This is a genomic window from Lentzea roselyniae (assembly GCF_039537795.1).
GTDB lineage: Bacteria > Actinomycetota > Actinomycetes > Mycobacteriales > Pseudonocardiaceae > Lentzea > Lentzea atacamensis.
Genome location: NZ_BAABBE010000041.1, coordinates 35,242 through 61,143 on the forward strand (window position 1 = coordinate 35,242; position 25,902 = coordinate 61,143).

Consider the following 25,902-nt stretch of genomic DNA (forward strand, 5'->3'; position numbering starts at 1 on the left):
GTCACCACCTCTCGCCGATGAGATCGTCCGCGGGTCTGGCGGGCCGGGGCAGCACCTCGGCCCGTCTGCCTGTGGTCATCTCCTCGGTGAGTTTCCTGATCTCCGCGAGGATGTCCAGGTGTTCCTGCGACGGCGGCGGGCCAACGAGGTTGGACCGGTTGTGCGCCGTCCGTTCCGCGCGCTCGGCCAGCTGCCGGATGCGGCGGAGGAGATCGTGCTCCCCGTCCGGGAGCAAGAAGTCCGTCTGCTCCATCACCCGTGCAAGCTTTCGCGTGCACGGGTGACGCGTCGATCCCCTAGTCGGCTGATTCCAGTTTCTGAACGAGCCACTCGTGGAAACCGCCGATGTGATGCTCCGAGGGCACCAGCACTCCGCCGCGCGCGTAAGCGCGTGAGGACATCGCGGGCTGACAACGCTCGCATGCTTCGAAGTCCTGCTCGTTCACCCGGTGGAACAGCTCGACCGAGCGAGAGACGTCACGCCCGGTGGCGACCACTTCCTTGGCGTAGAGCCAATCGCACTCGACGATCGTGCGATCGACCGCCACCGGGTACATGCGGTGCAGAATCACGTGGTCCGGCACGAGGTTCACGAAAACCTGCGGCTTGATCGTGATCGCGTAGTACTTCCGGTCCCTTTCCTCTTCCAGGGCCGCAAGTTTTCCGAAGCCCTCGCTGCCGTCGACGGTGAAGCCCTTGATCTCGTCACCGAACTCCGCGCCGTGCCCGACGTAGTACTGCGCCGCGTAGCCGTCGGCGAACTCGGGCAGCACCTCGGTGAGCTCGGGGTGGATCGTCGCGCAGTGGTAGCACTCCATGAAGTTCTCGATGATCAGCTTCCAGTTGGCCTTGACGTCGTAGACGATTCGTTTGCCCACAGACAACTGGTCGATCTCGTAGCCGTCGATCGCTTCCAGCGAGCCGAGTCGTTCCGTCACGGCGTGCAGGACGTCGTCGGAGAAGCTGGGCGGTTCGTCCGCGAGGCACACCCAGGCGTAGCCGAGCCATTCACGGAGATGGACTTTCGTCAGCCCGTATTCCACCCGGTCGACGTCCGGCATCGACGTGAGGTTCGGCGCGGCGACCAGCTTGCCGTCCAACGCGTAGGTCCACGCGTGGTACGGGCACTGGAACGCCCGCTTGACGCTGCCCGCCTCGTCGACGCAGATGCGCGCGCCGCGGTGCCGGCAGACGTTGAGGAACGCGTTGAGGCCGCCGTGCCGGTCCCGTGCGATGAGCACGCTTTCCCGCCCGACCTGCACGGTGCGGAAGTCGCCGGGGTTCGCGAGGTCACCCGACTTGACCGCGCAGAACCACATCTTCTCGAAGATGCTGGCTTGCTCCTGCGCGAAGATCCCCGGGTCGGTGTAGTAGCGGCCCTCAAGGGTGGAGATCAGGCTGCCGGTCATGCTCCGCCTCTCAAGCGAGCAGGGTCGAAAAGGGCGATCGGGTGCCGCGTGGCCCCGTCGATCGTGAGGTCGGCGAGGATCTCGCCGACGACGGGCACGAACTTGAAGCCGTGCCCGGAGAAGCCGCACGCCACGGTCACGTCGCCGTGCCCGGGATGCCGTGCGATGACGAAGTGGTGGTCCACGGTGTTGGTGTACAGGCAGGTGACGGCACGCTGGAAGGTGCCGGCGAGGCCGGGCATCGCGGGCCTGGTGGCGTTCGTGATGGCCTCGACCTCGTGGTCGTGCACCGTGCGATCGACGGTCTCCGGCGTGCAGATCGCCCCACCGCTGTGGAACGCGACCTTCACCGCGCCGCCGATGTCCGGGAACCCGTAGAACTCGGTGCCGTCCGCGCGGTCCCAGATGTAGATCGGGTGACCGGCGAAGTCCTCCTCCGGGGTGAAGTAGAACTGGACCTGACGTTCGACCTCGAACGAGATTTGGAGGTCCTCCAACAGTTCCGGCGCCCACGGGCCGGGGCACACCACGAGGTGCTCGGCCTGGTAGGTCGCCTCGGCCGTGGTGACCCTGCCTTCCTCCCAGTGCGTCACGGGCTCCTCGAAGTGGAGTTCGGCACCCGCCTTCGCGGCGAGTTCGAGGTGGGCACGCACCGCGTTCTCCGGCACGACGAACCCAGCCGCTTCCTCGTACAGCGCGATCTCGTCCGGCCGGGGACGCATCGCGGGAAAGCGCTTGCGGATCTCCTGGGCGTCCAGCAGCTCGTGCTTCAGCCCCCACTGCTCGGCACTGGCCCTGCTGCCGCTGACCGCGCCTGACTCGGGCGGGCCCACGATGACGCCGCCGATCCGGTGGAAGATCCGCTCCCCGCTGTCGCGCTCGACCTGGTCCCACATCTCGTGAGCCCTGAGCAGCAACGGCACGTACGCGGGGTCCTCGAAGTAGGCCTGCCGCGTGATCCGCGACCCACCGTGGCTCGACCCCCGCGTGTGCACTGGCGTGAACTTCTCCAGCCCCAGCACCCTCTTCCCGCGCTGGGCGAGCCGGTACGCGGCGGCACTGCCCATGCCGCCGAGCCCTATGACGATGACGTCGTACGAAGTCCCCGGGGCCACGTCAGCCCCGGAGCCGCTTCATCTCGGGGTCGAACAACGGCTCCCTCGCCGCACGTGCCTTGACGCGCTCGCCGAAGTACTCGATCTCCACCTCGTCCACGCCGAGCGGCAGCCACGCGTACGCGATGTTGAGCCCGGTCGTGTACCCGTACGCCGCGCTCGTGACGTACCCGACCGCTTCCCCTTGGTGGAACACGGGTTCGCTGCCCATGACGACCTGCCGCGGATCGTCGACCGTGAGGCAGGTGAGCTTCCTGCTCGGCACCCGCCCGTGGAGGGCTCCCTTGCCGTAGAACTGCTTGTCCTTCGAGAGCGCGAACTCGAGACCCGCCTCGTACGGATCATGTTCGGTCGTCATGTCCGTGCCCCACGACCGGTAGCCCTTCTCCAGTCGCAGGCTGTTGAACGCGCCTCGCCCTGCCGCGATGACGCCGTGGCGCTGCCCGGCCTCCCACAGCGTGTCCCAGAGCTTCGGCCCGAGGTCGGCGGTCGTGTAGAGCTCCCAGCCGAGTTCGCCCACATAGGACAGTCGCAGCGCCGTCACGGGCACGTTCTTGATGAACGCCTGCTGCGCCGTGAAGTAACCCTTCCGCGTGTCCATCGTGTGCGAGATGTCGTCGAGGAGATCGCGTGCTTTGGGGCCCCACAGGCCGATGCAGCACGTGCCGGCGGTGATGTCCCTGACGTGGACGTCGTCCGGCGCGTGCCTCGTGAGCCAGTCGAGATCGAGGTTGCCGTTCGCGCCGACCTGGAAGGTGGTCTCGTCGAGGCGTGCGATGGTGAGGTCGCTTCTGATCCCGCCCCGGTTGTCGAGCAACAGGGTGTACACGACCGCACCGGGCTTGCGGTTGAGGTTGTTGGTCGTCATGCGCTGCAGGAACTCCAGCGCCCCTGCCCCGCTGACCTCCAGCCGCTTCAACGGTGTCATGTCGAACATCGCCACGCGCTTGCGCGTCACCAGCGCCTCGGCCCCGCAGATCGGCGACCAGTACCGGCTCGCCCACTCGTTGCGGTCCGGGACCTCGGCGACCTCCGGCAGGTTCGCGTTGGCCTCGTACCAGTGCGGCCGCTCCCAGCCGGAGGCTTCCAGGAAGAACGCGCCGAGGTCCTTCTGCCACTCGTAGAACGGACTCGTCCGGACCGGCCGCGGGCTTTCCATGGGCTGCAACGGGTGCAGCAGGTCGTACACCTCGACGAAGTTCTGGCAGCTGCGCTCCAGCACGTAGTCCGGCGCCAGCTGCACCTGCTCGAACCGGTTGAGGTCGCTGGAGTGCAGGTCCAGCTCCGGCTGCCCGTCGACGATCCACTCGGCCATCGACCTCGCCACGCCGGCGGAGTGCGTGATCCACACCGCCTCCGCGACCCAGAACCCGCCGAGCCGCGGATGCTCGCCCAGCAACGGCATCCCGTCGCTGGTGAAGGAGAACAGCCCGTTGAACCCGCGATCCACCCCGGCCTCGGCCAGCGCAGGGATCAGCTCGACGGCCGACTCCCACGACGCCTCGAAGTCCTCCTTGGTGAACGGCAGCTCCGATCCGGCGATGTCGCGCGCCGCGATCGGCATCGGCCGGTGCCCGTACGCCCCGATCCCCAACGCCTCACCGTGGGCGCGGAAGTACAGGTCGGCTTCCTGGTGCCGCAGAATGGGTTGCCGCGCAAGCGCTTCCGCACTGACTCCCGGCAGGTCGCCCGTGAACGCGTACTGGTGCGCCATCGGCACGAGCGGAACGGTCAGCCCGACCATCTCCCCCAGCACCGGACCCCACATCCCGGCACACGACACGACGATGTCGGCGGGGAAGATGTCCGTCTCGGTCCGCACCCCGGTGACGTGATCGCCGGAGGTCTCCACCGCGACGACCTTCTGCCCGAGCTCGAAGCGCGCACCCCGTGCGATGGCCCGCCGGGCCTGCACCTCCGCCGCCAGCACGGGCTTCGCGAGCCCGTCGCCGGGAATCAGGAACCCGCCCAGGATCTGCTCGCGGTCCAGCAGCGGGTGCAGCCGCGCGACCTCGTCCGGCCCGACGAGCCGGCTCTCCACGCCCCAGGACGTGGCCCAGCCGTGGCGACGCGACAGGTCGGCCAGCCGGGCTTCGGTCGTGGCGATCTCCAGGCCGCCGATCTGGTCGAAGCACCCCAGCGCGGTGTACTTCTCGACCGTGTAGCGGGCGAAGGCGGTCATGCTGCGGCAGGAGTTCGTCTGGAACACCAGCCCCGGCGCGTGGCTGCTCGAACCGCCCGCGGCGAGCCCCTGCGCCTGGTCCAGGACCGTGACGTCGGTGAAGCCCCGTTTGGTGAGCTCGTCGGCAAGGGCACAGCCGACGATCCCCGCCCCCATGATCACCACGCGAGGCACCTCTGCAGGCATCCGGACACCCTTCGCCGCCGTTGCGCGAAACAGAACATGTTCCGCCATTTGCAACAAGTTGCGGCCAGTGCGCCCTGGTGTCAATACCGCCGTTCGAAAGTCGCGCACAATCGCCCGCATGGAGTCCGCCACCCTGCACACGATGGCCCGCAGATACCTCAGGAGCCGCAACGGGAAGCTGTACGCCGAGTACGCCGCGCTCCCGCCGGAGAGCAGGAGGCGCCTCGGCGACTACACCGACGAAGAGAAGCGGATCTTCCCCCGGCAGAACGTGGTGGCCGCGATGCTGCGCGAGGTCGAGCGCCTCGACCCGGACGACCTGCCGCCGCCCGACCGGCTCGCCGCCGCCCTCGCCACCGCCGCGACGACGGCGCAGTCGATCTTCACCACCGATCTCGGCCCGAGCGAGGCCGCGACGGCCGCCGCCGAGCGCGAGCTGTTCCGCAGGTCGATCAAGAGCTGGCCGGCTGCGAAGGACCTCGTGGTCGAGCCGCTGGGGTACCGCCGCGTCTTCAGCGACGAGGAGGTGGCCGGGTGGCGCCACAGGCTGGAGCAGCGGTGGGGCCTGCAACAGACCATGTGGCACCCGCTGATCACGCAGGACGTCCCGGAGGACGTGCTCGTGGTCGACGCCTCGGCGATGTGGGACGGTCCCGGGATCGAGCTGGTCCGCGAGGCGCTGGCGGGCATGGGCCTGCGCCGGGTGGTCGAGGTCCGGGAGCACGGTGACCCGGGCTCCCTGCTGGACCTCGACCTGTTCGAACCTGTCTACACCGGAGCCGAGGGTGTCTGGACCGACGACACCCTCGACTGGATCGCCTACGCCTCACACGAGTCGTCCGTGGCCTTCGCCGGCACGCTCGCCGACCGCCTCAGGGCCACCTGGACGGACCTGGACGACTGGGGCTGGGTCCCCTGGTGGGATCAGCCCGCGAAGTAGCCGAGCTGCGCGGACAGGTCGGCCGCCGCCGACATCATCGCCGGCACGATGTCCTCGACCCGCTGCCGCGACAACCGGTACGACGGCCCGGAGGCACTCATCGCCGCGACGACCTCACCCCGATGACCGCGCACCGGGACGGCGACCGCGTGCAGTCCCAGCTCCAGCTCCTCGAAACAGGCCGCATACCCCTGCGATGCGACCGTCTCGAGCTCAGCCAGCAACCGTTCGGGATCCACGACGGTGTTCTCGGTGTAGGAGTCGAGCGGCAGCGACGCCAGCCGCTTGCGTTCCTCGACCTGCAGGTACGCGAGCAGGACCTTGCCGGACGACGTGGCGTGCAACGGCGTGCGCTGGCCGATCCAGTTCACCGCCGACACGGCCGCGGACCCGCGGGCCTGGGTGATGTTGATGGCGACGCCGGCGTCGTGCACGGCGATGTTCACGGTCTCGCCGAACTCGTCGGCGAGCGTCTGGCACACCGGCTGGCCGAGCTTGGTCAGATCCATGCGGCCGGTGGCGGCACCGGCCAGGCGGACGACTCCGAAGCCGATGGCGTACTTGCCTCTTTCCCCGAGCTGCTCGACCAGGCCACGCGCCTCCAGCACGGAGACGAGTCTGGACACCGTGGACTTGTGCACACCCAGCTCACCAGCGATTTCGGTGATGCCGGCCTCGCCTTGGGCGAGGAGTTCCAGCACGCTGATAGCTCTGTCGACGGACTGCACCTGAGCTGCCGAGTCGGAGTTGCTCATCGCGCAACAGTAACCGGCAGGCAAAACACTCACTCGAACTATTGACTACGCGTCGCGCGAGCCTCACATTGTGTTGCGTCATTCGGAACGTGTGCCGCGTCACGCAACGGAGGCCGACGATGATCCGCGCCTGCGCTCTCATGGACCTGCCCCCGGGAGAGGCGGTGCGCATCGTCGGTCCTCATGCACCCATAGCGGTGTTCAACGCCGACGGTGTCCTGTACGCCATCGACGACACCTGCACCCACCAGGACGCCTCCCTCAGCGAGGGCTGGCTCGAAGGATGCTTCGTGGAGTGCCCGCTGCACGCCGCGAGCTTCGACCTTCGCACCGGCGAGCCGACTTGTCTGCCCGCCAAAAGACCGGTGAAGACCTATCCCGTACTTGTGAAAGATGGAGTGGTCTATGTCGATGTCGAGGTGAACAAGGACGTGGCGTGAGGACGATCGCGATCATCGGCGCATCACTCGCCGGCTTGAGGTCGGCGCAGGCACTGCGCCGGCAGGGGTTCGACGGACGGCTCGTCATCGTCGGCGATGAGGTGCATCTGCCCTACGACCGGCCACCTCTCTCGAAGGACTTCCTTCTCGGCAAGGTGGAGGCGGTGCCGCTCGCCGATCAGGACGACCTCGACGCCCTCAACGCCGAATGGCGCCTCGGCAACTGCGCGACCGCACTCCTGTCCCACGGCGAGGTAGCGCTCAGCGACGGCACGACGGTCGAAGCCGACGGCATCGTCATCGCAACGGGCGGCATACCGCGCACGATCCCGAACGCGCACGTCCTGCGCACCCTCGACGACGCCGTCAAGCTCCGCGAAGCGTTCGCCACCGCCCAGCACGTCGGCGTCATCGGCGCCGGGTTCATCGGCGCGGAGATCGCGTCGAGCGCGCGCTCCCTCGGCAAGGACGTCACGGTCATCGAGGCGCTCCCGACGCCACTCACGCGCGTACTGGGCGTGGAGATGGGTGCCGCATGTGGACAGCTGCACGGCGACCACGGGTCAACATTGATTACCGCCGTCAATGTTGATTCAGTCAACGTTGACAGCGGAATCAACCTGGCCGACGGCCGTCATGTCAACGCCGATGTCGTCGTCGCGGGCATCGGCGTGCGTCCAGCCACGGACTGGCTCGCCGGTGGGCCGGTCAAGGTCGACAACGGCGTCGTGTGCGACGCGGGCGGCGTGACGAACCTGAAGAACATCGTCGCCGTCGGCGACGTCGCGAACTGCGCCGGCCACCGCGCGGAGCACTGGACGTCCGCGACCGAGCAGGCGCAAGTCGCCACCCGCAACCTGCTGGCGGGTGAGACCGTCGCGACGCACACCAACGGCGGCTACGTCTGGTCGGATCAGTACGGCGTGCGGATCCAGTTCATCGGACGGGCGACGAACGACGTTCGCATCGAAGATGGGTCCATCGAGGACCGGAGGTTCGTGGCGACCTATCGAGACAGTTCGAACGAAGAAGACATTGTCGGCATCGTGGCAATGAGCAACGCTCGTCTTTTCACCCGACTGCGCAGGAATCTCAAGTAGGAGACGGTCGTCACGGTTTACCGCCACCGGCGACCGGCTACACCCCATTGTCCTACGTGGACACACGAACAGGGAGGCAGTCAGTGTCGCCGGTGCGGCAGATCATCAACCCCTTCGATCAGAGTGTTCTCACCGAGATCGAGGACCAAACCCGCGAACAGGCGATCCAGGCGATCGCGAAGGCCAGAAACGCCTTCGACCACGGCGACTGGCCGCACGCGAGCCCCGAGCACCGCGCCGCCGTGCTGAACAGGGTCGCGGACCTGCTGGAGCGCGACAAGGAGGACATCGCCCGCACCGAGACGCTCGACACCGGCAAGACGCTGGTCGAGAGCCGCATCGACGTGGACGACGTCGTCGCCGTGTTCCGCTACTACGGCAACCTCGCCGGCCTGCTGCACCCGAAGGTCGTGCAGGGCACCCCGCCCGACGTCGTCAGCCGCATCGACTACGAACCGGTCGGCGTCTGCGGCCTGATCGCGCCCTGGAACTACCCGCTGCTGCAGATCTCCTGGAAGATCGCCCCTGCCCTGCTCGCCGGCAACACGCTGGTGGGCAAGCCGAGTGAGATCACGCCGCTCACGACGATCAAGCTCTTCGAGCTCCTGCAGGAAGCCGGACTGCCCGACGGCGTCGCGAACCTCGTCCTCGGCACCGGCCCCGAAGTGGGCGCGCCGCTGAGCGAACACCCGGACGTCGACCTCGTCTCGTTCACCGGCAGCCTCGCCACCGGGCAGCGGATCATGGCCTCGGCCGCGAAGACCGTGAAGAAGGTCGCGCTGGAGCTCGGCGGCAAGAACCCGAACATCGTCTTCGCGGACGCCGACATCGACACCGCGGTCGACTACGCGCTCACCGCCGCGTTCTTCCACGCGGGCCAGGTGTGCTCGTCCGGCACGAGGCTCATCGTGCACACGGACATCTACGACGACTTCGTCGACGAGGTCGCGCGCCGGGCCGACCTCATCAAGCTGGGCAACGGTTTCGACGAGGACACCGAGTCCGGGCCGCTCGTCAGCGCCGAGCACCGCGCCAAGGTCGAGGGATACATCGAGATCGCCCAGCAGGAGGGCGCCACCCTCAAGGCGGGCGGCAGGCGGCCGGACGAACCCGAGCTGCAGAACGGTTTCTTCTTCCGTCCCACCGTCTACGCGGACTGCCACAAGGACATGAAGCTCGTCCAGGACGAGACGTTCGGCCCGATCATCACCGCCGAACGCTTCACGACCGAGGACGAGGCGACGTTCCTCGGCAACAACACCGACTACGGCCTCGCGGGCGGTGTCTGGAGCCAGGACCTCGAGAAGGCCCAGCGCGTCGCGAAGAAGCTCCGCCACGGCACGGTGTGGATCAACGAGTTCGGCCCCTACCTGCCGCAGGCCGAGTGGGGCGGCTTCAAGCGCTCCGGTGTCGGCCGTGAGCTCGGCACCGCGGGCCTGCACGAGTACACCGAGCCCAAGCACGTCTACCAGAACCTCAAGCCCGCAGCACAGAACTGGTTCGCGCGAAAGGATTCCCAGTGACCGCATATGACTACGTGATCGTCGGCGGCGGAACGGCGGGCTGCGTGCTCGCCGCGAGACTCACCGAAGACGAGAACGTCACGGTCGCGGTCATCGAGGGCGGTCCTTCCGACGTGGGCGACGAGAAGATCCTCAACCTGCGCAACTGGATCAACCTGCTGGAGACCGAGTACGACTACGACTACCCCACGGTCGAGCAGCCGCGCGGCAACTCGCACATCCGGCACAGCCGCGCGAAAGTCCTCGGCGGTTGTTCCAGCCACAACACGCTGATCTGCTTCAACCCGCTGCCCCAGGACTTCGACGACTGGGGCCACGGCTGGACGTGGGACGCGATCGGCCCGTACTACGACAGGGTCGCGCTCAACATCATCCCGGTCGAGGAGAAGGACCGGAACCCGATCGCCAAGGACTTCGTCGCCGCCGCGCAGAAGGCCACGGGCGTCCCGGAGATCGACAACTTCAACGCCGAGCCGTTCGAGGACGGCGTCGGCTTCTTCTCCATCGCCTACCACCCGGAGAAGAACAACCAGCGGTCGAGCGCGTCGACCGCCTACCTGCACCCGATCCTGGGCAGCCGCAAGAACCTGACCCTGCTGCTCAACACCTGGGCCGGCCGGATCGAGTTCGACGGCACCCGCGCGATCGGCGTGCACACCGACAAGGGCTATGTCGAGGCCCGCAAAGAGGTTCTGCTCTGCGCGGGTGCCATCGACACCCCGCGTCTGATGATGCTGAGCGGCATCGGCGACGCCGAGCACCTGAGCAGCATCGGCATCGAGCCCAGGCACGACCTGCCCGGCGTCGGCGATAACCTGCTCGACCACCCCGAGTCGGTCATCGTGTGGGAGACCACGAAACCGTTGCCGGAGAACTCGGTGATGGACTCCGACGCGGGCCTCTTCATCCGGCGCGACGAGTCCGACCCGCGCCCGGACCTGATGTTCCACTTCTACCAGATCCCGTTCACCACCAACACGGAACGCCTCGGCTACCCGAAGGTGGAGCACGGGGTGTGCATGACGCCGAACATCCCGCGGCCGCACAGCAAGGGCAAGCTGTGGCTGAAGTCCAGCGATCCCGCCGAGAAGCCGGCGCTCGACTTCGGTTACTTCACCAACCCCGACGGCTACGACGAGCAGACCCTGGTCGACGGCTTCAAGATCGCCCGCAAGATCGCCGAGCAGGAGCCGCTGAAGTCGTGGCTCAAGCGGGAGATCGCGCCCGGCCCGGACGTCACGAGCGACGAGGCGCTGTCCGAGTACGGGAGAAAAGCCGCCCACACCGTCTACCACCCGGCAGGCACCTGCGCTATCGGGTCCGTTGTGGACGGTGACCTGAAGGTCATCGGACTCGAAGGCCTCCGGGTCGTCGACGCCTCCGTGTTCCCCACGATGCCGACCGTGAACCCGATGGTCACGGTTCTCATGATTGGAGAACGAGCCGCAGATCTGATCAAGGGGGCGGCCGGATGACAGCCACTCGGACACCGGCCGCGCTCACCGAAGCCGACAGGCTCAAGGATCTCGGCTACACGTCGGAGTTCAAGCGGGACATGAGCCCGTGGGCGAACTTCTCGCTGGGCTTCACCTACCTCTCCCCCGTGGTCAGCACGTACACGTTGTTCGGCACCGCCCTCGCCCTGGGCGGTCCGCCGATGATCTGGAGCTTCGTCGTCGCGGGCGTCGGCCAGTTCCTGGTCGCGCTCGTGTTCGGCGAGCTCGTCGCGCAGTACCCGGTCGCGGGCGGCGTCTACCCGTGGGCACGCCGCCTGTGGGGCAAGCGCTGGGCGTGGATGACCGGCTGGGTCTACATGGTCGCCCTGCTGGTCACCATCGCGTCCGTCAGCTACGGCGCGGGCCCTTACCTGGCAACGCTTCTCGGCTACACCGCCACCGTCGGCAACACCGTGCTGTGCGCGATCGCGATCATCGTGGTGTCCACCCTGATCAACTACGCGGGCACGAAGGTGCTGAGCTGGGCCGCCATCTTCGGGTTCGCCGCGGAGATCGTCGGTGCGCTCGCGGTCGGCATCTGGCTGCTGGTCGACAACCGTGTCCACGGCCTGGGCGTGCTGTTCGACAACTTCGGCGCGGGCGAGCCGGGCAGCTACCTGCCCGCGTTCTTCGCGGCGGGCATCATCGGTCTCTACCAGTACTACGGCTTCGAGGCCTGCGGTGACACCGCGGAAGAGGTCAAGGACCCCGGCCGCGTCATTCCGAAGGCCATGCGCCGCACCATCTACATCGGTGGCGCGGCGGCCACGTTCGCGTGCCTGTCGCTGCTGCTCGCGGTGCCCGACTTCGGCAAGGTCATCAGCGGCGAGGACGCGGACCCGGTCACGAACATCCTGACCAACGCGTTCGGCCCGGTCGGGTACAAGATCGTGATCGCGGTCGTGCTGATCTCGTTCCTGTCCTGCACGATGTCCCTGCAGGCAGCTGCATCTCGGCTGACCTACTCCTACGCCCGCGACAAGATGCTGTTCGGGCACAGGGCACTCGCGAAGTTCAACCAGAAGCGGCACATCCCGCCGTACGCGCTGGCGCTCGCCGGCGTCATCCCGGTGGTCATCGTGTTCGCGTCGATGCTGTCGACGAACGCGCTGGACAAGATCGTTTCGTTCGCGACGCTCGGCATCTACCTCGGTTTCCAGATGGTCGTGTTCGCGGCACTGCGCGCGAGGATCAAGGGCTGGGTGCCGTCCGGCGAGTTCACGCTCGGCCGCTGGGGCATGGTCATCAACGTCCTGGCGCTCGCGTACGGCGTCGCGGCGATGGTCAACATGGTGTGGCCGCGCACGCCGGGCGCGCCCTGGTACGACAACTACGTCGTCATCCTGAGCGGCGCTCTGGTGGTCGGCATCGGTCTCGTCTACATGGCGATCGCCAAGCCGTTCGGCAACTCCGACGCCCCCGCAGGGGACGCGGTGCTATCCCTGCAGGCGAAGTAGGCGCAGAGCGAGCTGCACCTCCAGCACACGGTCCGGCGTCTGCCAGTCGCCGAGCAACGACGAGACTCGATCGAGCCGTTGCGTGACCGTGTTGACGTGGAGGTGCAGCTCCGCCTTGGCACGACTCAGGTTCGCGCCGCACCGGAAGTAGACCTCCAGCGTGTGCACCAGCTCCGTGCCGCGTTCGGCGTCGTAGTCGAGCACCGGCCCCAGCACCGACCGCACGTACCCGGAGACGTCCGCACGATCGCCCAGCAGCACACCGACGAATCCCAGGTCGTCCATCGTCGCGGCGTCCTTCTCCCGCCCCAGCTGCCGCAACGCTCTCAGACACCGCCGCGCTTCCTCGTAGGCCGCCGCGATGGCCACCGGCCCGACGACCGGCCCGCACGCGCCCACCGTCGCGTCCAGTGCCCGAGCCACGTCCTTGGCGACGTGCGTGGAGGTGGAAGGCAACGCCAGCACCACGTCACGCCCGCGGGACCCGGCAAGTCCTCTGTGGACCGACGCGTAGTGCGTTGCGGCGGACAGGTTCCCGTCCGCCACCAGCACGACGTGCGGGTCCTTCAGCTCCACCCCGACCCGCCGCGCCCGAGCCTGCAACCCGGCGGGGTCCCGCCCGTCGAGGATGTCGGTGATCAGCTCGCCGCGGACCTTGTTCTCCGCCTCCGCCACGGTTCTCCGCAGCAGCAACAGCAACGCCGTCACCGCCGCCGACCGTTCGAACACCCGCCGGTCCGCGTCCGGCAGGTCGGGCCGCCCGGACAACGTGATCCCGCCCAGCAGCTCGGAGCCCGCCAGCACCGCGCACACCCACACGCCGTCGAGCAGCACAGCGCGCCCGTTGGCCCGCACCGCCTGGGAAGGCACGGTTTCCAGCACGTCGACCGGCCCGCCGAGCAGCTCTCCCACGGCCGCCGCGACCTCGGCCGACGACCCGCCGCGCAGCACCAGGTCCGTGAGCCGGTCGTGCGCCTCCTCCGCCCGTTTCATCGCCTCGTTGTGCGACTGGATCGTCGCGAACAACGACGCGGTGTCGATCGCGATCGCCGCGTGGTCGGCCAGCGACGACAGCAGGGCGACCTCCTCCGGCGGGAACTCCCGCGAGGTCCGATCGGCCGCGTACAGCACACCGATGACCTTGGCGTCGAGCTTCAGCGGCACACCCAGGATCGCCACCAGGCCCTCGTCCCGCACGGCCGAGTCGATCGGCCTGGTGTGGTTGAACCGGGCGTCGGCGAAGTAGTCGGACGTCGCGTACGGGCTGGCGGTCTGCGCCACCAGCCCGCCCAGGCCCTCGCCGAGCCCCAGCCGCACCTTCTGGAACAACGGCGAGACCGACCCGTCCGTCACCCGCATGTAGGTGCCGGCCGGGTCGTTCATCGTCAGGTACGAAAGGTCGGTGCCGAGCAGGGTTCGTGCCCTCCGCACGATCGAGCGGAGGACCGCGTCCGGGTCGCGCATGCCCGCGAGCTCGGACGCGGTCTCGAACAACGCCGCCAGTTCGGCCTCACGCCGTCGTGTCACACCCCAACCCTGTCACGTTCCTCCAGATCCGCACCACGGGTCTCACGCGCCAGGGCGATCGCCGCCACCGTGATCACGCACGTGATCACCACGTAGATCGCGATGGGGAACGACGACTTGTACGCCTGCAGCAACGCCGTCGCGATCAACGGGGCCAGCGCACCGGCCACGATCGACGCCAGCTGATAGCCGACCGACGCACCCGAGTACCGCACCCGCGTCCCGAAGAGCTCCGAGAAGAACGCCGCCTGCGGCCCGTACATCGCACCGTGCAGCACGAGTCCGACCGTCGTGGCCACCGTGATCAGCACCGGGTCCTTCGTGTCGAGCAGCGCGAAGAACGCGAAGATCCACCCCGCCATGCCGACCGCGCCGACCAGGTAGATCACTCGCCGCCCGAACCGGTCCGACAGGTGACCCCAGACCGGAATCGTCACCAGGTGCACGGCCGACGCGATGAGCACCGCGTTGAGCCCCACCGACTTCGACAGTCCGAGCCCGGTCACCACGTAGACGAGGATGAACGCCGTGATCACGTAGTACGACACGTTCTCGGCGAACCGCGCGCCCATCGCGATCAGCACCTCGCGCCAGTTGTGCTTCAGCAGCTCCAGCGCGGGCGCCTTCTCCAGCGCCGGCTCCTTCTGCTGTGCCGCCTTCTCCTGGGCTGCGAGGAAGATCGGCGACTCGGACACCGTCAGGCGGATCCACAGGCCGATCACGACCAGCACACCAGAGAGCAGGAAGGGGATCCGCCAGCCCCACGCCAGGAAGTCCGCGTCCGACTGCACCGCCGCCAGCACCGCGAGCACGCCCGTCGCCAGCAGGTTTCCGCACGGCACACCGGCTTGCGGCCACGACGCCCAGAAGCCGCGCCGCGCCGGATCACCGTGCTCGGACACGATCAGCACGGCCCCGCCCCACTCACCGCCCAATGCGAAGCCCTGCACCAGCCGCAGGAACGTGAGCAGCAACGGCGCAGCAACACCGACTGCTGCATACGTCGGCAGCACACCCATGAGCATCGTCGCGCCACCCATCAGCAGCAACGACAACACGAGCAACTTCTTGCGCCCCAAGCGGTCGCCGTAGTGGCCGAACACCAGACCGCCCAGCGGCCGGGCGAGGAACCCGATGGCGTACGTGGTGAACGCGAGCAGCGTGCCGGTCAGCGGGTCCGCGGTCGGGAAGAACAGCTTGTTGAACACCAGGGCGGCTGCCGAGCCGTAGAGGAAGAAGTCGTACCACTCGACAGTTGTTCCGATGAGCGACGCGCCTACCACTTTCTTGATCATCGACAACTCCTCATTGGGCGGTCCAGCCGCCGTCGACGGCCAACGACGTGCCTGTGACAAAACTGTTGTCGCACAACCACAACACGGCCGACGCCACCTCGGAAGGCTCGATCAGCCGTTTGACTGCGCTGCGCTGGAGGAAGATCTGCGACGAGACATCAGCCTCGGAGATGCCGTGCACACGGGCCTGGTCCGCGATCTGCTTCTCCACCAAGGGAGTCCGCACATACCCAGGGGCCACGCAGTTGGACGTCACGCCGTGAGGCGCGCCCTCCAAAGCCGCGACCTTGGAGAACCCCTCAAGGCCGTGCTTCGCGGCGACGTAAGCGGATTTGAACGCGGACGCGCGCAGTCCGTGCACGCTGGAGACGTGGACCAACCGGCCCCAGCCACGTGAGTACATGTGCGGCAGAACGTGCCGGGTGAGCCGGAACGCCGCCCCCAGCATGAGCTCGACCATCGCCGAGAAGCGCTCGGCGGGGAACTCGTGGATCGGTGCGACGTGCTGGACACCTGCGTTGTTGACCAGCACGTCGACCTCGGCGGGCAACGCGGAGACCGAGGACGTCAGATCGAGAACGTGCCCGACCCCACCGACCTCGGAGGCGATGTCCCGCACGCCGGGATCGAGGTCGACCAGATGGACCTTCGCGCCGGCATCGGCCAAGGCGCGGGCGCAGGCCAGGCCGATGCCGCTCGCGGCTCCGGTGACCAGCGCGGTGTGACCCGTGACACTCGACATGACCGGAAACGGTAGGCGTCACGCGGCGTGCTCAACATGTGGCTGGCACACATATTGCCTGGTCAAGAGATGGCGTTAGCCAACATTTAGCGTCTCACAGGCATATGACGCGAGAAGAACGGGTACAGGGGCGTAAGCTCCCGTCACCTGAACGGGGGAAGATCCAGAACGAGGGGGCTAGACGATGTCCACGACACCGATTTACGACGACCTCCTGCGCGAACTCGAGGAGATCGCACAGGAGGCCGGGTTGACAAGCTCGGAGCCCACTTCCGAGCCCGCCGAGTAGTTACTTCGGAGGGGCGATCAGCTCGGCGGGGACCGGCTGATCCTTGCTGATCAGGTCGAAGAGCTGCGAGGCCTTCTCCTTGTTCCACTGCACGACCGAGCCCGCACCGGGCACCGTCGGCGTGGACCCGACCGGCACGGTGCCGCTCGTCGCGTCGCCCATGTTGAGCGCGACGCTCGCCAGGTGCCACACGTGGTCGTCCTCGTTGACCGACACCGAGCCGGACGCCGCGTTCATCAGCGGGATCACGCGGAACGGGTTCGCGAGCGTGGCCGGGCTCTTGACCTTCGTGAAGAGCGCCGACAGGAACTGCCGCTGGTTCTGCACGCGCTGCAGGTCCGCGGTCGCGAACGCACGGGTCCGCACGAACCCGAGCGCCTGCGGCCCGTCGAGCTCCTGGCAACCGGCGGGAAGGTCGATGCCGGCCAGCGGGTCCTTGATCGGCTGGTCGAGGCAGATGTCCACGCCGCCGACCGCGTCGACCATGTCGGAGAACCCGCCGAAGCCGATCTCCATGTAGTGGTCGATCCGCACGCCGGTCGCGCCCTCGACGGTCTGCACGAGCAGCTGCGGCCCGCCGAACGCGTACGACGCGTTGACCTTGTTGCGACCGTTGCCTGGGATCGCGACGTACGAGTCACGCGGGATCGACAGCAGCACCGGCTTGGCGGCGCTGTTGTCCGGCAGGTGCAGCATCATGATGGTGTCGGTGCGCCGGCCGGCCGCGTCACCGGTGGCGAGCGTGTCCTTCTGCTCCTGCGTCAGTCCGTCGCGAGCGTCGGAGCCGACGAGCAGCCAGGTGGTGCCCGGCGTCTCGGCAGGACGGCCCTGGTAGTCGGGCAGCGCGTCGATCCGCTTCAGCGTCGAGTCGACGTAGAAGCCGAATCCGACGACGGCCAGCAGCAGGACCAGCAGCAGCACCAGAACGACGCGTCCAGGACGCCTCTTCTTCTTCATCGGCCGCTGCGGCGGCATGGGACGCCGCGGCTGCTGGTAGCCGTGGTGATACCCAGCGCTCATGTGTCGCCAACCCCGATCGCTTTAGATTCGCTTTGCAACTAGGGACGCGACGCGCCCCTACAGGTTGCGACGAACCTACCGGGGTGGCAGCACCAGTGCTTCGAAAAGCCGGTTGACCTCGGCCGACGGGTCTTCGGTGAATCCCGTATGCGCAGGTGAGGTCTGCACGATGGTGCTGCGCGGCGCCGTCAGCCAGCGGAACCGTTGCCCAACCGTTGTCCTGCTGACCGGCCCGGCGTCTGGCGTGCCGTCGCACGAGTTCGTGAGGTGCCTCAGCGACGTCTCCAGCATCTCCACGTCCAGCTGCGGGTCCAGCGCCCGCAGCCGGTCATCGTCCACATAGGTCTTCGCACACAGGAAGTCCAGTGCGGCGCAGTAGACGATGACGCCGACGTTCATGAACTCGCCGCGCTCCTGCCGTGGCACAGCCCGCAGCAGCGCGTACTCAAACACGTGCGGCACGCGCGGCCTCCAGCGAGTCGACCCAGCCGCGGTGGGCGAGGCGGTGGGTGAAGAAGTCCTTGTAACGCTGGCGGAGTTCCACCGGATCGCCTTCCAGCCACTCGTCGGGAACGAGTGCGAGGACCTCGTCGAGCAGCTCCGGCGTGATCCTGGCCGACAGCTCGGCGTCCACTTCGGACAGAGCACCCGCGTTCGGCAGCATCGCGTGGTCCGAGGGGTCGAACCGGAAGTCCTTCGTGGCGGGCTTCTCCGGGCTCCACGAGTAGTGGAAGTACAGCGAGGCGCCGTGGTCGATCAGCCACACGTCGCGGTGCCACAGCAACATGTTCGGGTTGCGCCAGCTGCGGTCCACGTTGAGCACCAGGGCATCCAACCAGAGCAGCTTCGTCGCGAGCTCGGTGCCGGGGTCGCGCACGATCGGGTTGAAGTCGAACGAGCCGGGCAGGTAGTCGAGGCCGAGGTTGAGGCCGCCGCTGGCCCGCAGCAGCTCCTGGACCTCCTGGTCGGGTTCCGCGCGTGCCAGCTCCGGGTCGAGGTGCACCAGGACGATCTCGGGTATCCGGAAGCCCAGCCGCCGCGCCAGCTCGCCGACGATGATCTCGGCGACGAGCACCTTCACGCCCTGTCCGGCGCCGCGGAACTTGACCACGTACATACCCAGGTCGTCGGCCTCGACCAGCCCCGGCATGGAACCGCCCTCGCGGAACGGCGTCACGTACCGGGTGGCCGTGACCTCCCTCAACGAATTCACCGGGGCATGATCACACGAACGCCCGCTGGAAGCCGAGCAGAATTCCTCCCCAGCCGCCTTCGCCGCTGACGCCCTCACGCAGCCGTTCCGGCTTGGTGAAGTGCCGCTCGAAGTTGCGATGCACCAGCTCCACGCGGGTGCCGGAGCCCTCGGGCGTGAAGGTGATCTCCACTTCGGATGCCCGCGCCGGGTCCGGGTCGTAGTCCCAGTCACCGTTGAGGTGCCAGGCCAGCAGGAGCCGTGCCGGCGGCTCGTAGGCCTTGACCGCACCCCAGTCGCACTCGGCGCCGTCGGTGCCGATCTCGTACCAGCGGCCACCTTCGCGCGGTTCGACGACGACGTCCTTCAGGTCCGCATCGCCGATGTGGTGCGCCGGCGGCCACCACGTCATGAACTTCTCCGTGAACACCTTGAACGCGTGGTCGGCGCCCGCGTTCACCACTACCGATCGCCTGACTTCCGTCATGTCTCCTCCACCACCGCAGCGAAGTTGGCGAGGGCCTGGCCCCAGACGTCGTCGAGGTAGTCGCGCATCGCGGCCACCCCCACGTGGTCCACGGAGTACCGCCGCCGGGTGCCCTCGGCCTCGACGCGGACCAGCCGTGCCGCCTTGAGCACCTTGAGGTGCTGGGACACGGCCGGCCGCGACACCGGGAGCTCGGCGGCGATCTCCCCCACAGCCCGCGGCCTGGCCGCGAGCAGCGTGAAGATCTCGCGGCGGGTCGGATCGCCGAGCGCCGCGAACGCCTCTTGGTAAGTCCCCACGAACGGTAAGTCTGAACTTACCGATGCGAGCTTGTCAACGCCTTGAAGTACGCCGCCTGGCCGGCCTTGTTGGGGTGGTAGGAGTCGTCGGTCGGGCGGACCAGCGCGTTGATCCACGGCTCCCCGGAGCAGACGCCGTGCCCCGCAAACGCTTCCCTCACGTCGACATAACGCGCACCGGCCCGTGCCACAGCCGCCGCGGTCACCTCGGACAGCTGGTCCGCGGCGTCGTTGAGCGCCGCACGTTTGGCGGGCGAGAGCGTCCTGCACCTGTCGTTCGGCGTGAACAACCGCGGATAGCCGAGCACGACCAGCTCGGCCGCCGGCGCGGAGCTCCTGATCGTGGCGTAGGTGGCGTCGAGCCGTGCGGGCAGCTGTTCGTGGATGAACTTCACCGCTTTGGCGACTCGCGAGACGCAGGCCCTGTCACCGTTGAGCGTGCAGGTCGTCATCACGTCGACGAACCCGAGATCGTTGCCGCCGACGGTGACCGTGACCAGCGTCGTCGCCGGGCTGAGCGCCTTGAACTGCGGCTTGAGCGACTTCGTGGTCGCCCCGCTGCACGCCACGAACCGGAACGACGGGAAGCCCTTGCCGCGCAACGCCGGATGGGCGTTCGCGCTGCGACGGCACGAGCCGCCCGAGTAGGAACCGGCACCCGCGCCGGACGCGTAGGAGTCGCCGAGTGCGACGTACTCCGGTGCGACCGGTGCGGGCGCCATCAACGCAACTGCCAGTACTCCAGCCATGAGACCCATGGGGCCGGAGTACCACTGTGGACGATCGACTTGAAGGGCGTTAACCCAGTCGGGTGGGCAGCACGCACACCGGGATCTCGGTCTTCAGCGGCGTGCCGGACGGTGTCAGCCTGCCGGTCACGGCGTCCACCGCGAACGACGTCACCAGGTTCGAGTTCTGGTTGGCCGCGAAGAGGAATCGCCCGGACGGGTCAAGCGTGATGTGCCGCGGGTACTTGCCGCCGGCCGGTGTGTGGCCGACCAGCGCGAGCTCAGCCCCGTTGACAGCGAAGTGCGCGACGCTGTCGTGCCCGCGGTTCGACAGGTACACGTTCTTCCCGTCACCGGACACCAGCACCTCGGCCGGGTAGTTGCGCACGGTCGCGGGCGGCGCGGTCTTGAGCACCTGACCCGGCGTGAGCTTCCCGTCCGCGTACGCGCAGGACACGATCGTCGAGTCCAGCTCGTTCGCGACGTACGCGGTCTTGCTGTTCGGGTGGAACGCGATGTGGCGCGGCCCGGCGCCCGGCTTGAACTTCGCCGTCGAGACGAGCGTCAGCTTCCCGCCGGTGAACGAGTAGACGAACACCGCGTCCGCGCCCAGGTCGACCGCCAGCGCGTGCTTGCCCGCCGGGTCGAACACGATGTGATGCGCGTGCGGGCCCTCCTGACGCGAGGGATCCGGCCCCGACCCCTTGTGCTGCACCTTCTGCGTGCGCGCGCCGAGGCTGCCGTCGGCCTTGACCGGGAAGACGCTGAGCGAGCCGGACGAGTAGTCCGCGGTGATCAGGAACCTCCCCGACGGGTCGAGCGTCAGGTGGCACGGGTCCGCGCCGCCGGTCGGCTGCTTGTTGATCACCTTGAGCGAGCCCGCGTTGATCGCGGTGACCTCGCCCTTGCTGATCTCGTTGACCGCGTACAGGAACCGGCCGTCGCGCGACTCGATCACGAACGACGGGTTGACCACGCCGCCGATCACGCCGGTCGTCTTCAGCTGGCCGTTCGCCGTGTCGTAGGTGCCGATGCCGATGCCTTTGGCGCCACCGCTCCACGTCGTGTAAGCGCCGAAGAAGACTCTCCGCGTCGCGGCCGCCTGCGCGGTCCCTCCGGTCATCAGCAGTCCAGCTCCCACACCCATGGCTCCGAGAAATCGTCGCCGGTCCACACCCACGTCCGCACCTCCGGGATACTCAACGGCGGCGCAGCCCACAGTGGCCTAGACCGTTACAGTCAGGCAATAGCCGCAACGAAGATTGCGCTCAGCGCAACGGGTCGTGGGCGATCAACCGGGCTTTCTCGGCCTCGATGTCGTAGGCGGGCGGCGGGAACTTCGGGTCCATCTCGCGCATGGTCTCCAGCAGCAACCGGCTCACGGCCCAGTTCCGGTACCACTTGCGGTCAGAGGGAATCGCGTACCAGGGCGTGTCCGAGCAGTTCTTCAACGCCCAGGTGTACGCGTCCTGGTACTTGGACCACTTGGAACGCACGTCGATGTCGGCCGGGTTGTACTTCCAGTTCTTCTTCGGATCGTCCAGACGGGCAAGCAGCCGTTCCTTCTGCACCTCGGGCGAGATGTGCAGGAAGCACTTGATCACCGTGGTGCCGCTGTCCGCGAGCTCCTTCTCGAACGCGTTGATCTCCTGGTACCGCTTCTTGATCTCGGCGGCTGTGAGCAGACGCTCGACCTTGGGCACGAGCACGTCCTCGTAGTGGGAGCGGTCGAACGCGCCGATGCGCCCCTTCTCCGGCAGCACCTTCTTGATGCGCCACAGGAAGTGCTGACGGCGTTCGGCGGGAGTCGGTTTCTTGAACGACGCGATGCGCACACCCTGCGGGTTCACCAGGCCGACGACGTGACTGACGACGCCGCCCTTGCCGGAGGTGTCCATACCTTGCAGCACGAGCAGGACCGCGCGAGAGTTCTCCGCGTACAACGCCTCCTGCAGGCCGTCCAGCTCTGCCCCGGTGGTGGCGAGGTCCTCGGCCGCCTCCTTCTTGTTCTTGGGGCCGACCGGGCGGCCGGCCGGGTCGAGGGTGGAGAGATCCACCTCATCGAGTCGCAGAGCTTCACGAACCGACTTCTTCTCCATCAACCGAGCGTAGCGATGAACCGTCTGGCCCGCCTGTTGCGCAAAGATCACTCACTGTTCAGTGAATCTACGCAACGTTTAACGGTCGTTCGCAACACTTCGCGGCTGAAATCGCTTGTTCGGCCCCTTAGCCTTGGAGGATGACAGCCATCGCTGAGCACCAGACCACCACCAGCGCTGACTACGTAGCTCTCGACGAGGAGTGGAGCACGCACAACTACCACCCGCTGCCGGTGGTCATCTCGCACGGCGAGGGGGCGTGGGTCACCGACGTCGAAGGCCGCCGCTACCTGGACTTCCTGTCCGGCTACTCGTCGCTGAACTTCGGCCATCGCCACCCCGCCCTGGTGGCCGCCGCCGTCGAGCAGCTCGGCCGCGTGACGCTGACCAGCCGCGCGTTCCACCACGACCAGTTCGGCCTGTTCTGCCGTGAGCTCGCGGCACTGACCGGCACCGAGATGGTGCTCGCGATGAACTCCGGCGCCGAGGCCGTGGAGTCCGCGATCAAGGTGGCGCGCAAGTGGGCCTACCAGGTCAAGGGCGTGCCGGAGGGCACCGCGGAGATCATCGTCGCGGGATCCAACTTCCACGGCCGCACCACGACGATCGTGTCGTTCTCGACCGACGAGACCGCCCGCAACGACTTCGGCCCGTTCACGCCGGGCTTCAAGGTCGTCAAGTACGGCAGCCTCGACGAGATCGAGTCCGCGATCTCGCCGCGCACGGCCGCGATCCTGATCGAGCCGATCCAGGGCGAGGCCGGCGTGGTCGTACCGCCCGCCGGCTACCTGCCCGGGATCCGCCGCCTGTGCGACGAGCACAACGTGCTGATGATCGCCGACGAGATCCAGTCCGGGCTCGGCCGCACCGGCACGCTGTTCGCCCTCGATCACGAGGGTGTGCGCGCCGACCTCTACACGCTGGGCAAAGCGCTGGGCGGCGGCATCCTGCCGGTGTCCGCCGTGGTCGGTTCACGCGCGGTACTGGGCGTGCTGAAGCCGGGTGAGCACGGATCGACGTTCGGCGGCAACCCGCTCGCGTGCGCGGTGGGCCGTGCGGTCGTGCGGCTGCTGGAGACCGGCGAGTTCCAGGAGCGCTCCCGCGAACTGGGCGACCACCTTCACGCCGAGCTGAACAAGCTGGTCGGGCACGGCATCGCCGAGGTCCGCGGCCGCGGGCTGTGGGCCGGCGTCGAGATCTCCCCCGGCGGGCCGGTCGGCCGCGCCGCCTCCGAGGCGCTGGCCGCACGTGGCGTTCTGTGCAAGGAGACGCAGGCGACGACGTTGCGCGTCGCGCCCCCGCTGGTGATCACTCGGGACGAGATCGACCTGGGCGTGCGGGCGATCGCGGAGGTTGTTCGTCCCGATTTGGGCTGATTTTCCCGCCTCGCTAGGTCACAGTTGCGGCGGACGGGCCATCTGGCTCGTCCGCCGCAGGCATCATGCTCGTATGGGTGAACGGGTGCGTGCTGAGGCCGCTGTCGCACTGGGCAGATGGACTGAGCCGGAGGAGGTCTACGCGCGAGGCCGCGCGCTGAGGTCCTCTGTGGACTTCAAGGCGCACCGCGCGGTGTCGCTGGCGCCCTCGCGCCCGTCCGTCCTGGAGTTCATGCACGCCAGCAACGAGGGGCGGCTGGAGCATCTGATCCCGCTGCGGATCGGCAGGATGCTCGCCAACCCGTTCGCGTTCTTCCGCGGCGCCGCCGGACTCCAGGCGGGTGATCTCGCCGCCGGGTGCTCGACCGGCCTGCACGCTCAGTTGTGCGGTGATGCACACGCAGCGAACTTCGGCCTCTACGGCACGCCCGAGGGCCAGATCGTCATGGACATCAACGACTTCGACGAGACGCTGCCCGGCCCGTGGGAATGGGACCTCAAGCGCCTCGTCGCGTCGCTGGTGCTGGCGGGCCGGGTCGGCGGCGTGTCCGACAAGGGGTGCCGAGACGCCGCCGAGGACGCCGTGCGCGCGTACCGCAACGTGATCAGGCACCTCGCGGAGATCCCGTTCATGGACTCGTGGACGGCTCTGGGCGACGAGTCGACGCTGTCGAAGGTCAAGGCTGACGACCTGCTCAACGACTTCTCCAAGGCCGCAGAGAAGTCGCGCAAGAACACCAGCGCCCGCTTCGCCGCCAAGTGGACGGCGCACGACGGCGAGAAGTGGCGGTTCATCACGAACCCGCCGACGTTCACGGACGTCTCCCTCGAGACCGAAGAGGCCGTGATCGCCGCGCTGCCGTCCTACGTGGACACTCTGCGTGAGTCGCGGACGAACCTGATCATGCGCTACGGCGTGTCGGACGTGGCGTTCCGCGTCGTCGGCACCGGCAGCGTCGGCCTGCGCAACTACCTCATCCTGTTGCACGGCAACGGCTCCGAGGCACTGGTGCTGCAGGCCAAGGAAGCCCGCACCTCGGCCCTGCAGCCGTTCCTGGACGTCGAGCCCGCCAAGCACGAGGGCAAGCGGATCGTCCACGGCGCGCGGCTCGTGCAGGCCGAGTCCGACATCCTGCTGGGCTGGACGACGATCGAGGGCCGGCCGTTCATCGTGCGGCAGTTCCGCAACCGCAAGGGCGAGATCGACGCGACGACGCTGAAGCGCGACGACCTCGACGACTACGGCCGCTTCGCAGGCGCGTTGCTGGCCCGCGCGCACACCAGGTCGCTGGATCCGCGCCTGCTGGCCGGGTACTTCCAGAACGGCGGCGGCGAGGACCTGGACGAGGCGTTCGCGAAGTACGCCTTCGACTACGCGGACCAGACCGAGGCCGACCACGCCTCGCTGGCCGACCTGGTCAAGAACGGCAAGCTGCCCGCCGTCGTGGAGGACCGCTGACGCGCCTTCGGGCCTGTTCCGGAAAGTTCACCTAGCCTGGCGGTATGAAGATCCGTCGCGCCGCCACCCCCGACGACGTGTTCGCCGCCGCGCACCTGTTCGACGCGCCGCCGCTGCCGGACGCGACGTCCCGCTTCCTGGCGCAGGATCACAGCCATCTGCTGATCGCCTACGTTGGCGACCAGCCGGTCGGCTTCGTGTCCGGAGTGGAGACGACACACCCCGACAAGGGCACCGAGATGTTCCTCTACGAGCTCGGGGTGGACGACGCGTTCCTGCGCCGCGGTATTGGCACGGCGCTGGTGGAGGCGCTCAAAGCCCTTGCCGCCGAACGGGGTTGCTACGCGATGTGGACCGGTACCGCGGCGGGGGACGCGGCTGCGCAGGCCACCTACAAGAAGGCGGGCGGGTCGATCGACGACGGGGCGTTCGTCAGCTGGGAGCTTTGAGCCGGCTCGCCAACGCCTGCCGGGTGCGTTTGTTTTGGGCGGTGGTTACGCTGCGTGGGCGGGCGGCGGTTGCGTTGGGGTGGCACGGCTTCGCCTTACGCCGACCCGGCACATGCCCTCCTGCTGCGTGCGTCGAGCGCCGGTTGCGCAGGTGGTTGCTGGGCGCGTGTTGCGTACTAGAGAGAGTGTGCGCGCACGGTGCCATAGGGAGCTGACCTGCGCGTTCACCCGATTGTGGAATGGAATTCGAACACGTGTTCCTGCCACAATGGACGCATGCCACCCCTCGGACTCGCCACTCCGCTTGAGCTCCTCGACGAGCTCAAGCGGAAAGTCC

25 protein-coding genes are annotated in these 25,902 nt (G+C 67.8%); 9 read left to right on the forward strand and 16 right to left on the reverse strand.

From position 1 onward, the window contains the following. Position 1 precedes the first annotated feature (1 nt). The 4 genes from ABFX45_RS41075 to ABFX45_RS41090 are packed head-to-tail and all read right to left on the reverse strand — an operon-like array spanning position 2 to position 4,892. Positions 2-253: a hypothetical protein gene (locus tag ABFX45_RS41075; protein ID WP_109638940.1), complete on the reverse strand. Its 252-nt coding sequence runs from the start codon at positions 251-253 to the stop codon at positions 2-4. A 43-nt stretch (positions 254-296) separates the two neighbouring features. Then, on the reverse strand, positions 297-1,409 hold the full coding sequence (locus tag ABFX45_RS41080) for an aromatic ring-hydroxylating oxygenase subunit alpha (protein ID WP_346136305.1): 1,113 nt from the start codon (positions 1,407-1,409) through the stop codon (positions 297-299). Further along, positions 1,406-2,524: an N-methyl-L-tryptophan oxidase gene (gene solA / locus ABFX45_RS41085; protein ID WP_346136307.1), complete on the reverse strand. Its 1,119-nt coding sequence runs from the start codon at positions 2,522-2,524 to the stop codon at positions 1,406-1,408. Before solA ends, ABFX45_RS41080 begins: the two co-directional genes overlap by 4 nt. A gap of 1 nt (position 2,525) precedes the next feature. Next, positions 2,526-4,892 (reverse strand): GcvT family protein, encoded by a 2,367-nt coding sequence (locus ABFX45_RS41090; protein ID WP_346136309.1) that lies wholly within the window; start codon positions 4,890-4,892, stop codon positions 2,526-2,528. Positions 4,893-5,010: 118 nt separating this feature from the next. Between ABFX45_RS41090 and ABFX45_RS41095 the strand changes: the two genes are divergently transcribed. Beyond that, complete coding sequence (locus ABFX45_RS41095; RefSeq protein WP_346136311.1) at positions 5,011-5,832, forward strand: hypothetical protein; 822 nt, start codon at positions 5,011-5,013, stop codon at positions 5,830-5,832. Here ABFX45_RS41095 and ABFX45_RS41100 read toward each other — a convergent pair. Further along, the gene (locus tag ABFX45_RS41100; RefSeq protein WP_346136313.1) at positions 5,817-6,587 is read right to left on the reverse strand and encodes an IclR family transcriptional regulator; all 771 of its coding nucleotides are present in this window, start codon (positions 6,585-6,587) and stop codon (positions 5,817-5,819) included. The genes ABFX45_RS41095 and ABFX45_RS41100 overlap by 16 nt on opposite strands. Before the next feature lie 119 nt (positions 6,588-6,706). Between ABFX45_RS41100 and ABFX45_RS41105 the strand changes: the two genes are divergently transcribed. The 5 genes from ABFX45_RS41105 to ABFX45_RS41125 all read left to right on the forward strand — a co-directional run bounded on the left by ABFX45_RS41105 (position 6,707) and on the right by ABFX45_RS41125 (position 12,603). Further along, positions 6,707-7,027 carry a bifunctional 3-phenylpropionate/cinnamic acid dioxygenase ferredoxin subunit gene (locus tag ABFX45_RS41105; protein ID WP_109638945.1) on the forward strand — a complete coding sequence of 107 codons (321 nt, stop codon included), beginning with the start codon at positions 6,707-6,709 and terminating at the stop codon, positions 7,025-7,027. Further along, on the forward strand, positions 7,024-8,127 hold the full coding sequence (locus ABFX45_RS41110) for an NAD(P)/FAD-dependent oxidoreductase (protein WP_346136316.1): 1,104 nt from the start codon (positions 7,024-7,026) through the stop codon (positions 8,125-8,127). Before ABFX45_RS41105 ends, ABFX45_RS41110 begins: the two co-directional genes overlap by 4 nt. A gap of 83 nt (positions 8,128-8,210) precedes the next feature. Beyond that, entirely contained in the window at positions 8,211-9,650 is a 1,440-nt protein-coding gene (locus ABFX45_RS41115; RefSeq protein ID WP_346136318.1) for an aldehyde dehydrogenase family protein, read from the forward strand. Continuing rightward, a complete protein-coding gene (locus ABFX45_RS41120) occupies positions 9,647-11,125 on the forward strand; it encodes a GMC family oxidoreductase (RefSeq protein WP_346136320.1) in 1,479 nt (492 codons plus the stop codon). The genes ABFX45_RS41115 and ABFX45_RS41120 overlap by 4 nt, the downstream gene beginning before the upstream one ends. Then, positions 11,122-12,603, forward strand: coding sequence for an APC family permease (locus tag ABFX45_RS41125; RefSeq protein ID WP_346136322.1), 1,482 nt, complete (start codon positions 11,122-11,124; stop codon positions 12,601-12,603). Before ABFX45_RS41120 ends, ABFX45_RS41125 begins: the two co-directional genes overlap by 4 nt. On the opposite strand, the gene ABFX45_RS41130 is transcribed toward ABFX45_RS41125, so the two are convergent. From ABFX45_RS41130 to ABFX45_RS41180, 11 genes are all read right to left on the reverse strand, one after another. Next, a complete protein-coding gene (locus ABFX45_RS41130) occupies positions 12,583-14,130 on the reverse strand; it encodes a helix-turn-helix domain-containing protein (RefSeq protein WP_346136324.1) in 1,548 nt (515 codons plus the stop codon). The two genes, ABFX45_RS41125 and ABFX45_RS41130, sit on opposite strands and share 21 nt — an antisense overlap. Then, positions 14,127-15,425 carry an MFS transporter gene (locus tag ABFX45_RS41135; protein ID WP_109638950.1) on the reverse strand — a complete coding sequence of 433 codons (1,299 nt, stop codon included), beginning with the start codon at positions 15,423-15,425 and terminating at the stop codon, positions 14,127-14,129. The genes ABFX45_RS41130 and ABFX45_RS41135 overlap by 4 nt, the downstream gene beginning before the upstream one ends. Positions 15,426-15,435: 10 nt before the next feature. Beyond that, the gene (locus ABFX45_RS41140) at positions 15,436-16,167 is read right to left on the reverse strand and encodes a 3-hydroxybutyrate dehydrogenase (protein ID WP_346136327.1); all 732 of its coding nucleotides are present in this window, start codon (positions 16,165-16,167) and stop codon (positions 15,436-15,438) included. A gap of 289 nt (positions 16,168-16,456) precedes the next feature. Continuing rightward, entirely contained in the window at positions 16,457-17,476 is a 1,020-nt protein-coding gene (locus ABFX45_RS41145) for an LCP family protein (protein ID WP_109638952.1), read from the reverse strand. A 75-nt stretch (positions 17,477-17,551) separates the two neighbouring features. Further along, complete coding sequence (locus ABFX45_RS41150; protein WP_346136329.1) at positions 17,552-17,938, reverse strand: DUF3037 domain-containing protein; 387 nt, start codon at positions 17,936-17,938, stop codon at positions 17,552-17,554. Further along, the gene (locus tag ABFX45_RS41155; protein WP_109638954.1) at positions 17,922-18,689 is read right to left on the reverse strand and encodes a HipA family kinase; all 768 of its coding nucleotides are present in this window, start codon (positions 18,687-18,689) and stop codon (positions 17,922-17,924) included. Before ABFX45_RS41155 ends, ABFX45_RS41150 begins: the two co-directional genes overlap by 17 nt. A 10-nt stretch (positions 18,690-18,699) precedes the next feature. After that, on the reverse strand, positions 18,700-19,155 hold the full coding sequence (locus tag ABFX45_RS41160) for an SRPBCC family protein (RefSeq protein ID WP_109638955.1): 456 nt from the start codon (positions 19,153-19,155) through the stop codon (positions 18,700-18,702). After that, positions 19,152-19,454: an ArsR/SmtB family transcription factor gene (locus tag ABFX45_RS41165; RefSeq protein WP_109638956.1), complete on the reverse strand. Its 303-nt coding sequence runs from the start codon at positions 19,452-19,454 to the stop codon at positions 19,152-19,154. The genes ABFX45_RS41160 and ABFX45_RS41165 overlap by 4 nt, the downstream gene beginning before the upstream one ends. A 17-nt stretch (positions 19,455-19,471) precedes the next feature. Further along, on the reverse strand, positions 19,472-20,203 hold the full coding sequence (locus ABFX45_RS41170; protein WP_233439955.1) for an SGNH/GDSL hydrolase family protein: 732 nt from the start codon (positions 20,201-20,203) through the stop codon (positions 19,472-19,474). Between the two features lie 49 nt (positions 20,204-20,252). Further along, on the reverse strand, positions 20,253-21,305 hold the full coding sequence (locus ABFX45_RS41175; protein ID WP_346136332.1) for a lactonase family protein: 1,053 nt from the start codon (positions 21,303-21,305) through the stop codon (positions 20,253-20,255). Positions 21,306-21,450: 145 nt separating this feature from the next. After that, positions 21,451-22,281, reverse strand: coding sequence for a PPK2 family polyphosphate kinase (locus ABFX45_RS41180; protein ID WP_346136334.1), 831 nt, complete (start codon positions 22,279-22,281; stop codon positions 21,451-21,453). Between the two features lie 140 nt (positions 22,282-22,421). Here ABFX45_RS41180 and rocD point away from each other — a divergent pair, with 140 nt between their 5' ends. From rocD to ABFX45_RS41195, 3 genes are all read left to right on the forward strand, one after another. Then, complete coding sequence (gene rocD / locus ABFX45_RS41185) at positions 22,422-23,657, forward strand: ornithine--oxo-acid transaminase (RefSeq protein WP_109638959.1); 1,236 nt, start codon at positions 22,422-22,424, stop codon at positions 23,655-23,657. A 73-nt stretch (positions 23,658-23,730) separates the two neighbouring features. Next, positions 23,731-25,116, forward strand: a complete 1,386-nt coding sequence (locus tag ABFX45_RS41190; RefSeq protein WP_346136337.1) for a DUF2252 domain-containing protein — start codon at positions 23,731-23,733, stop codon at positions 25,114-25,116. Positions 25,117-25,160: 44 nt separating this feature from the next. Further along, a complete protein-coding gene (locus ABFX45_RS41195) occupies positions 25,161-25,565 on the forward strand; it encodes a GNAT family N-acetyltransferase (RefSeq protein WP_109638961.1) in 405 nt (134 codons plus the stop codon). Positions 25,566-25,902: the final 337 nt, after the last annotated feature.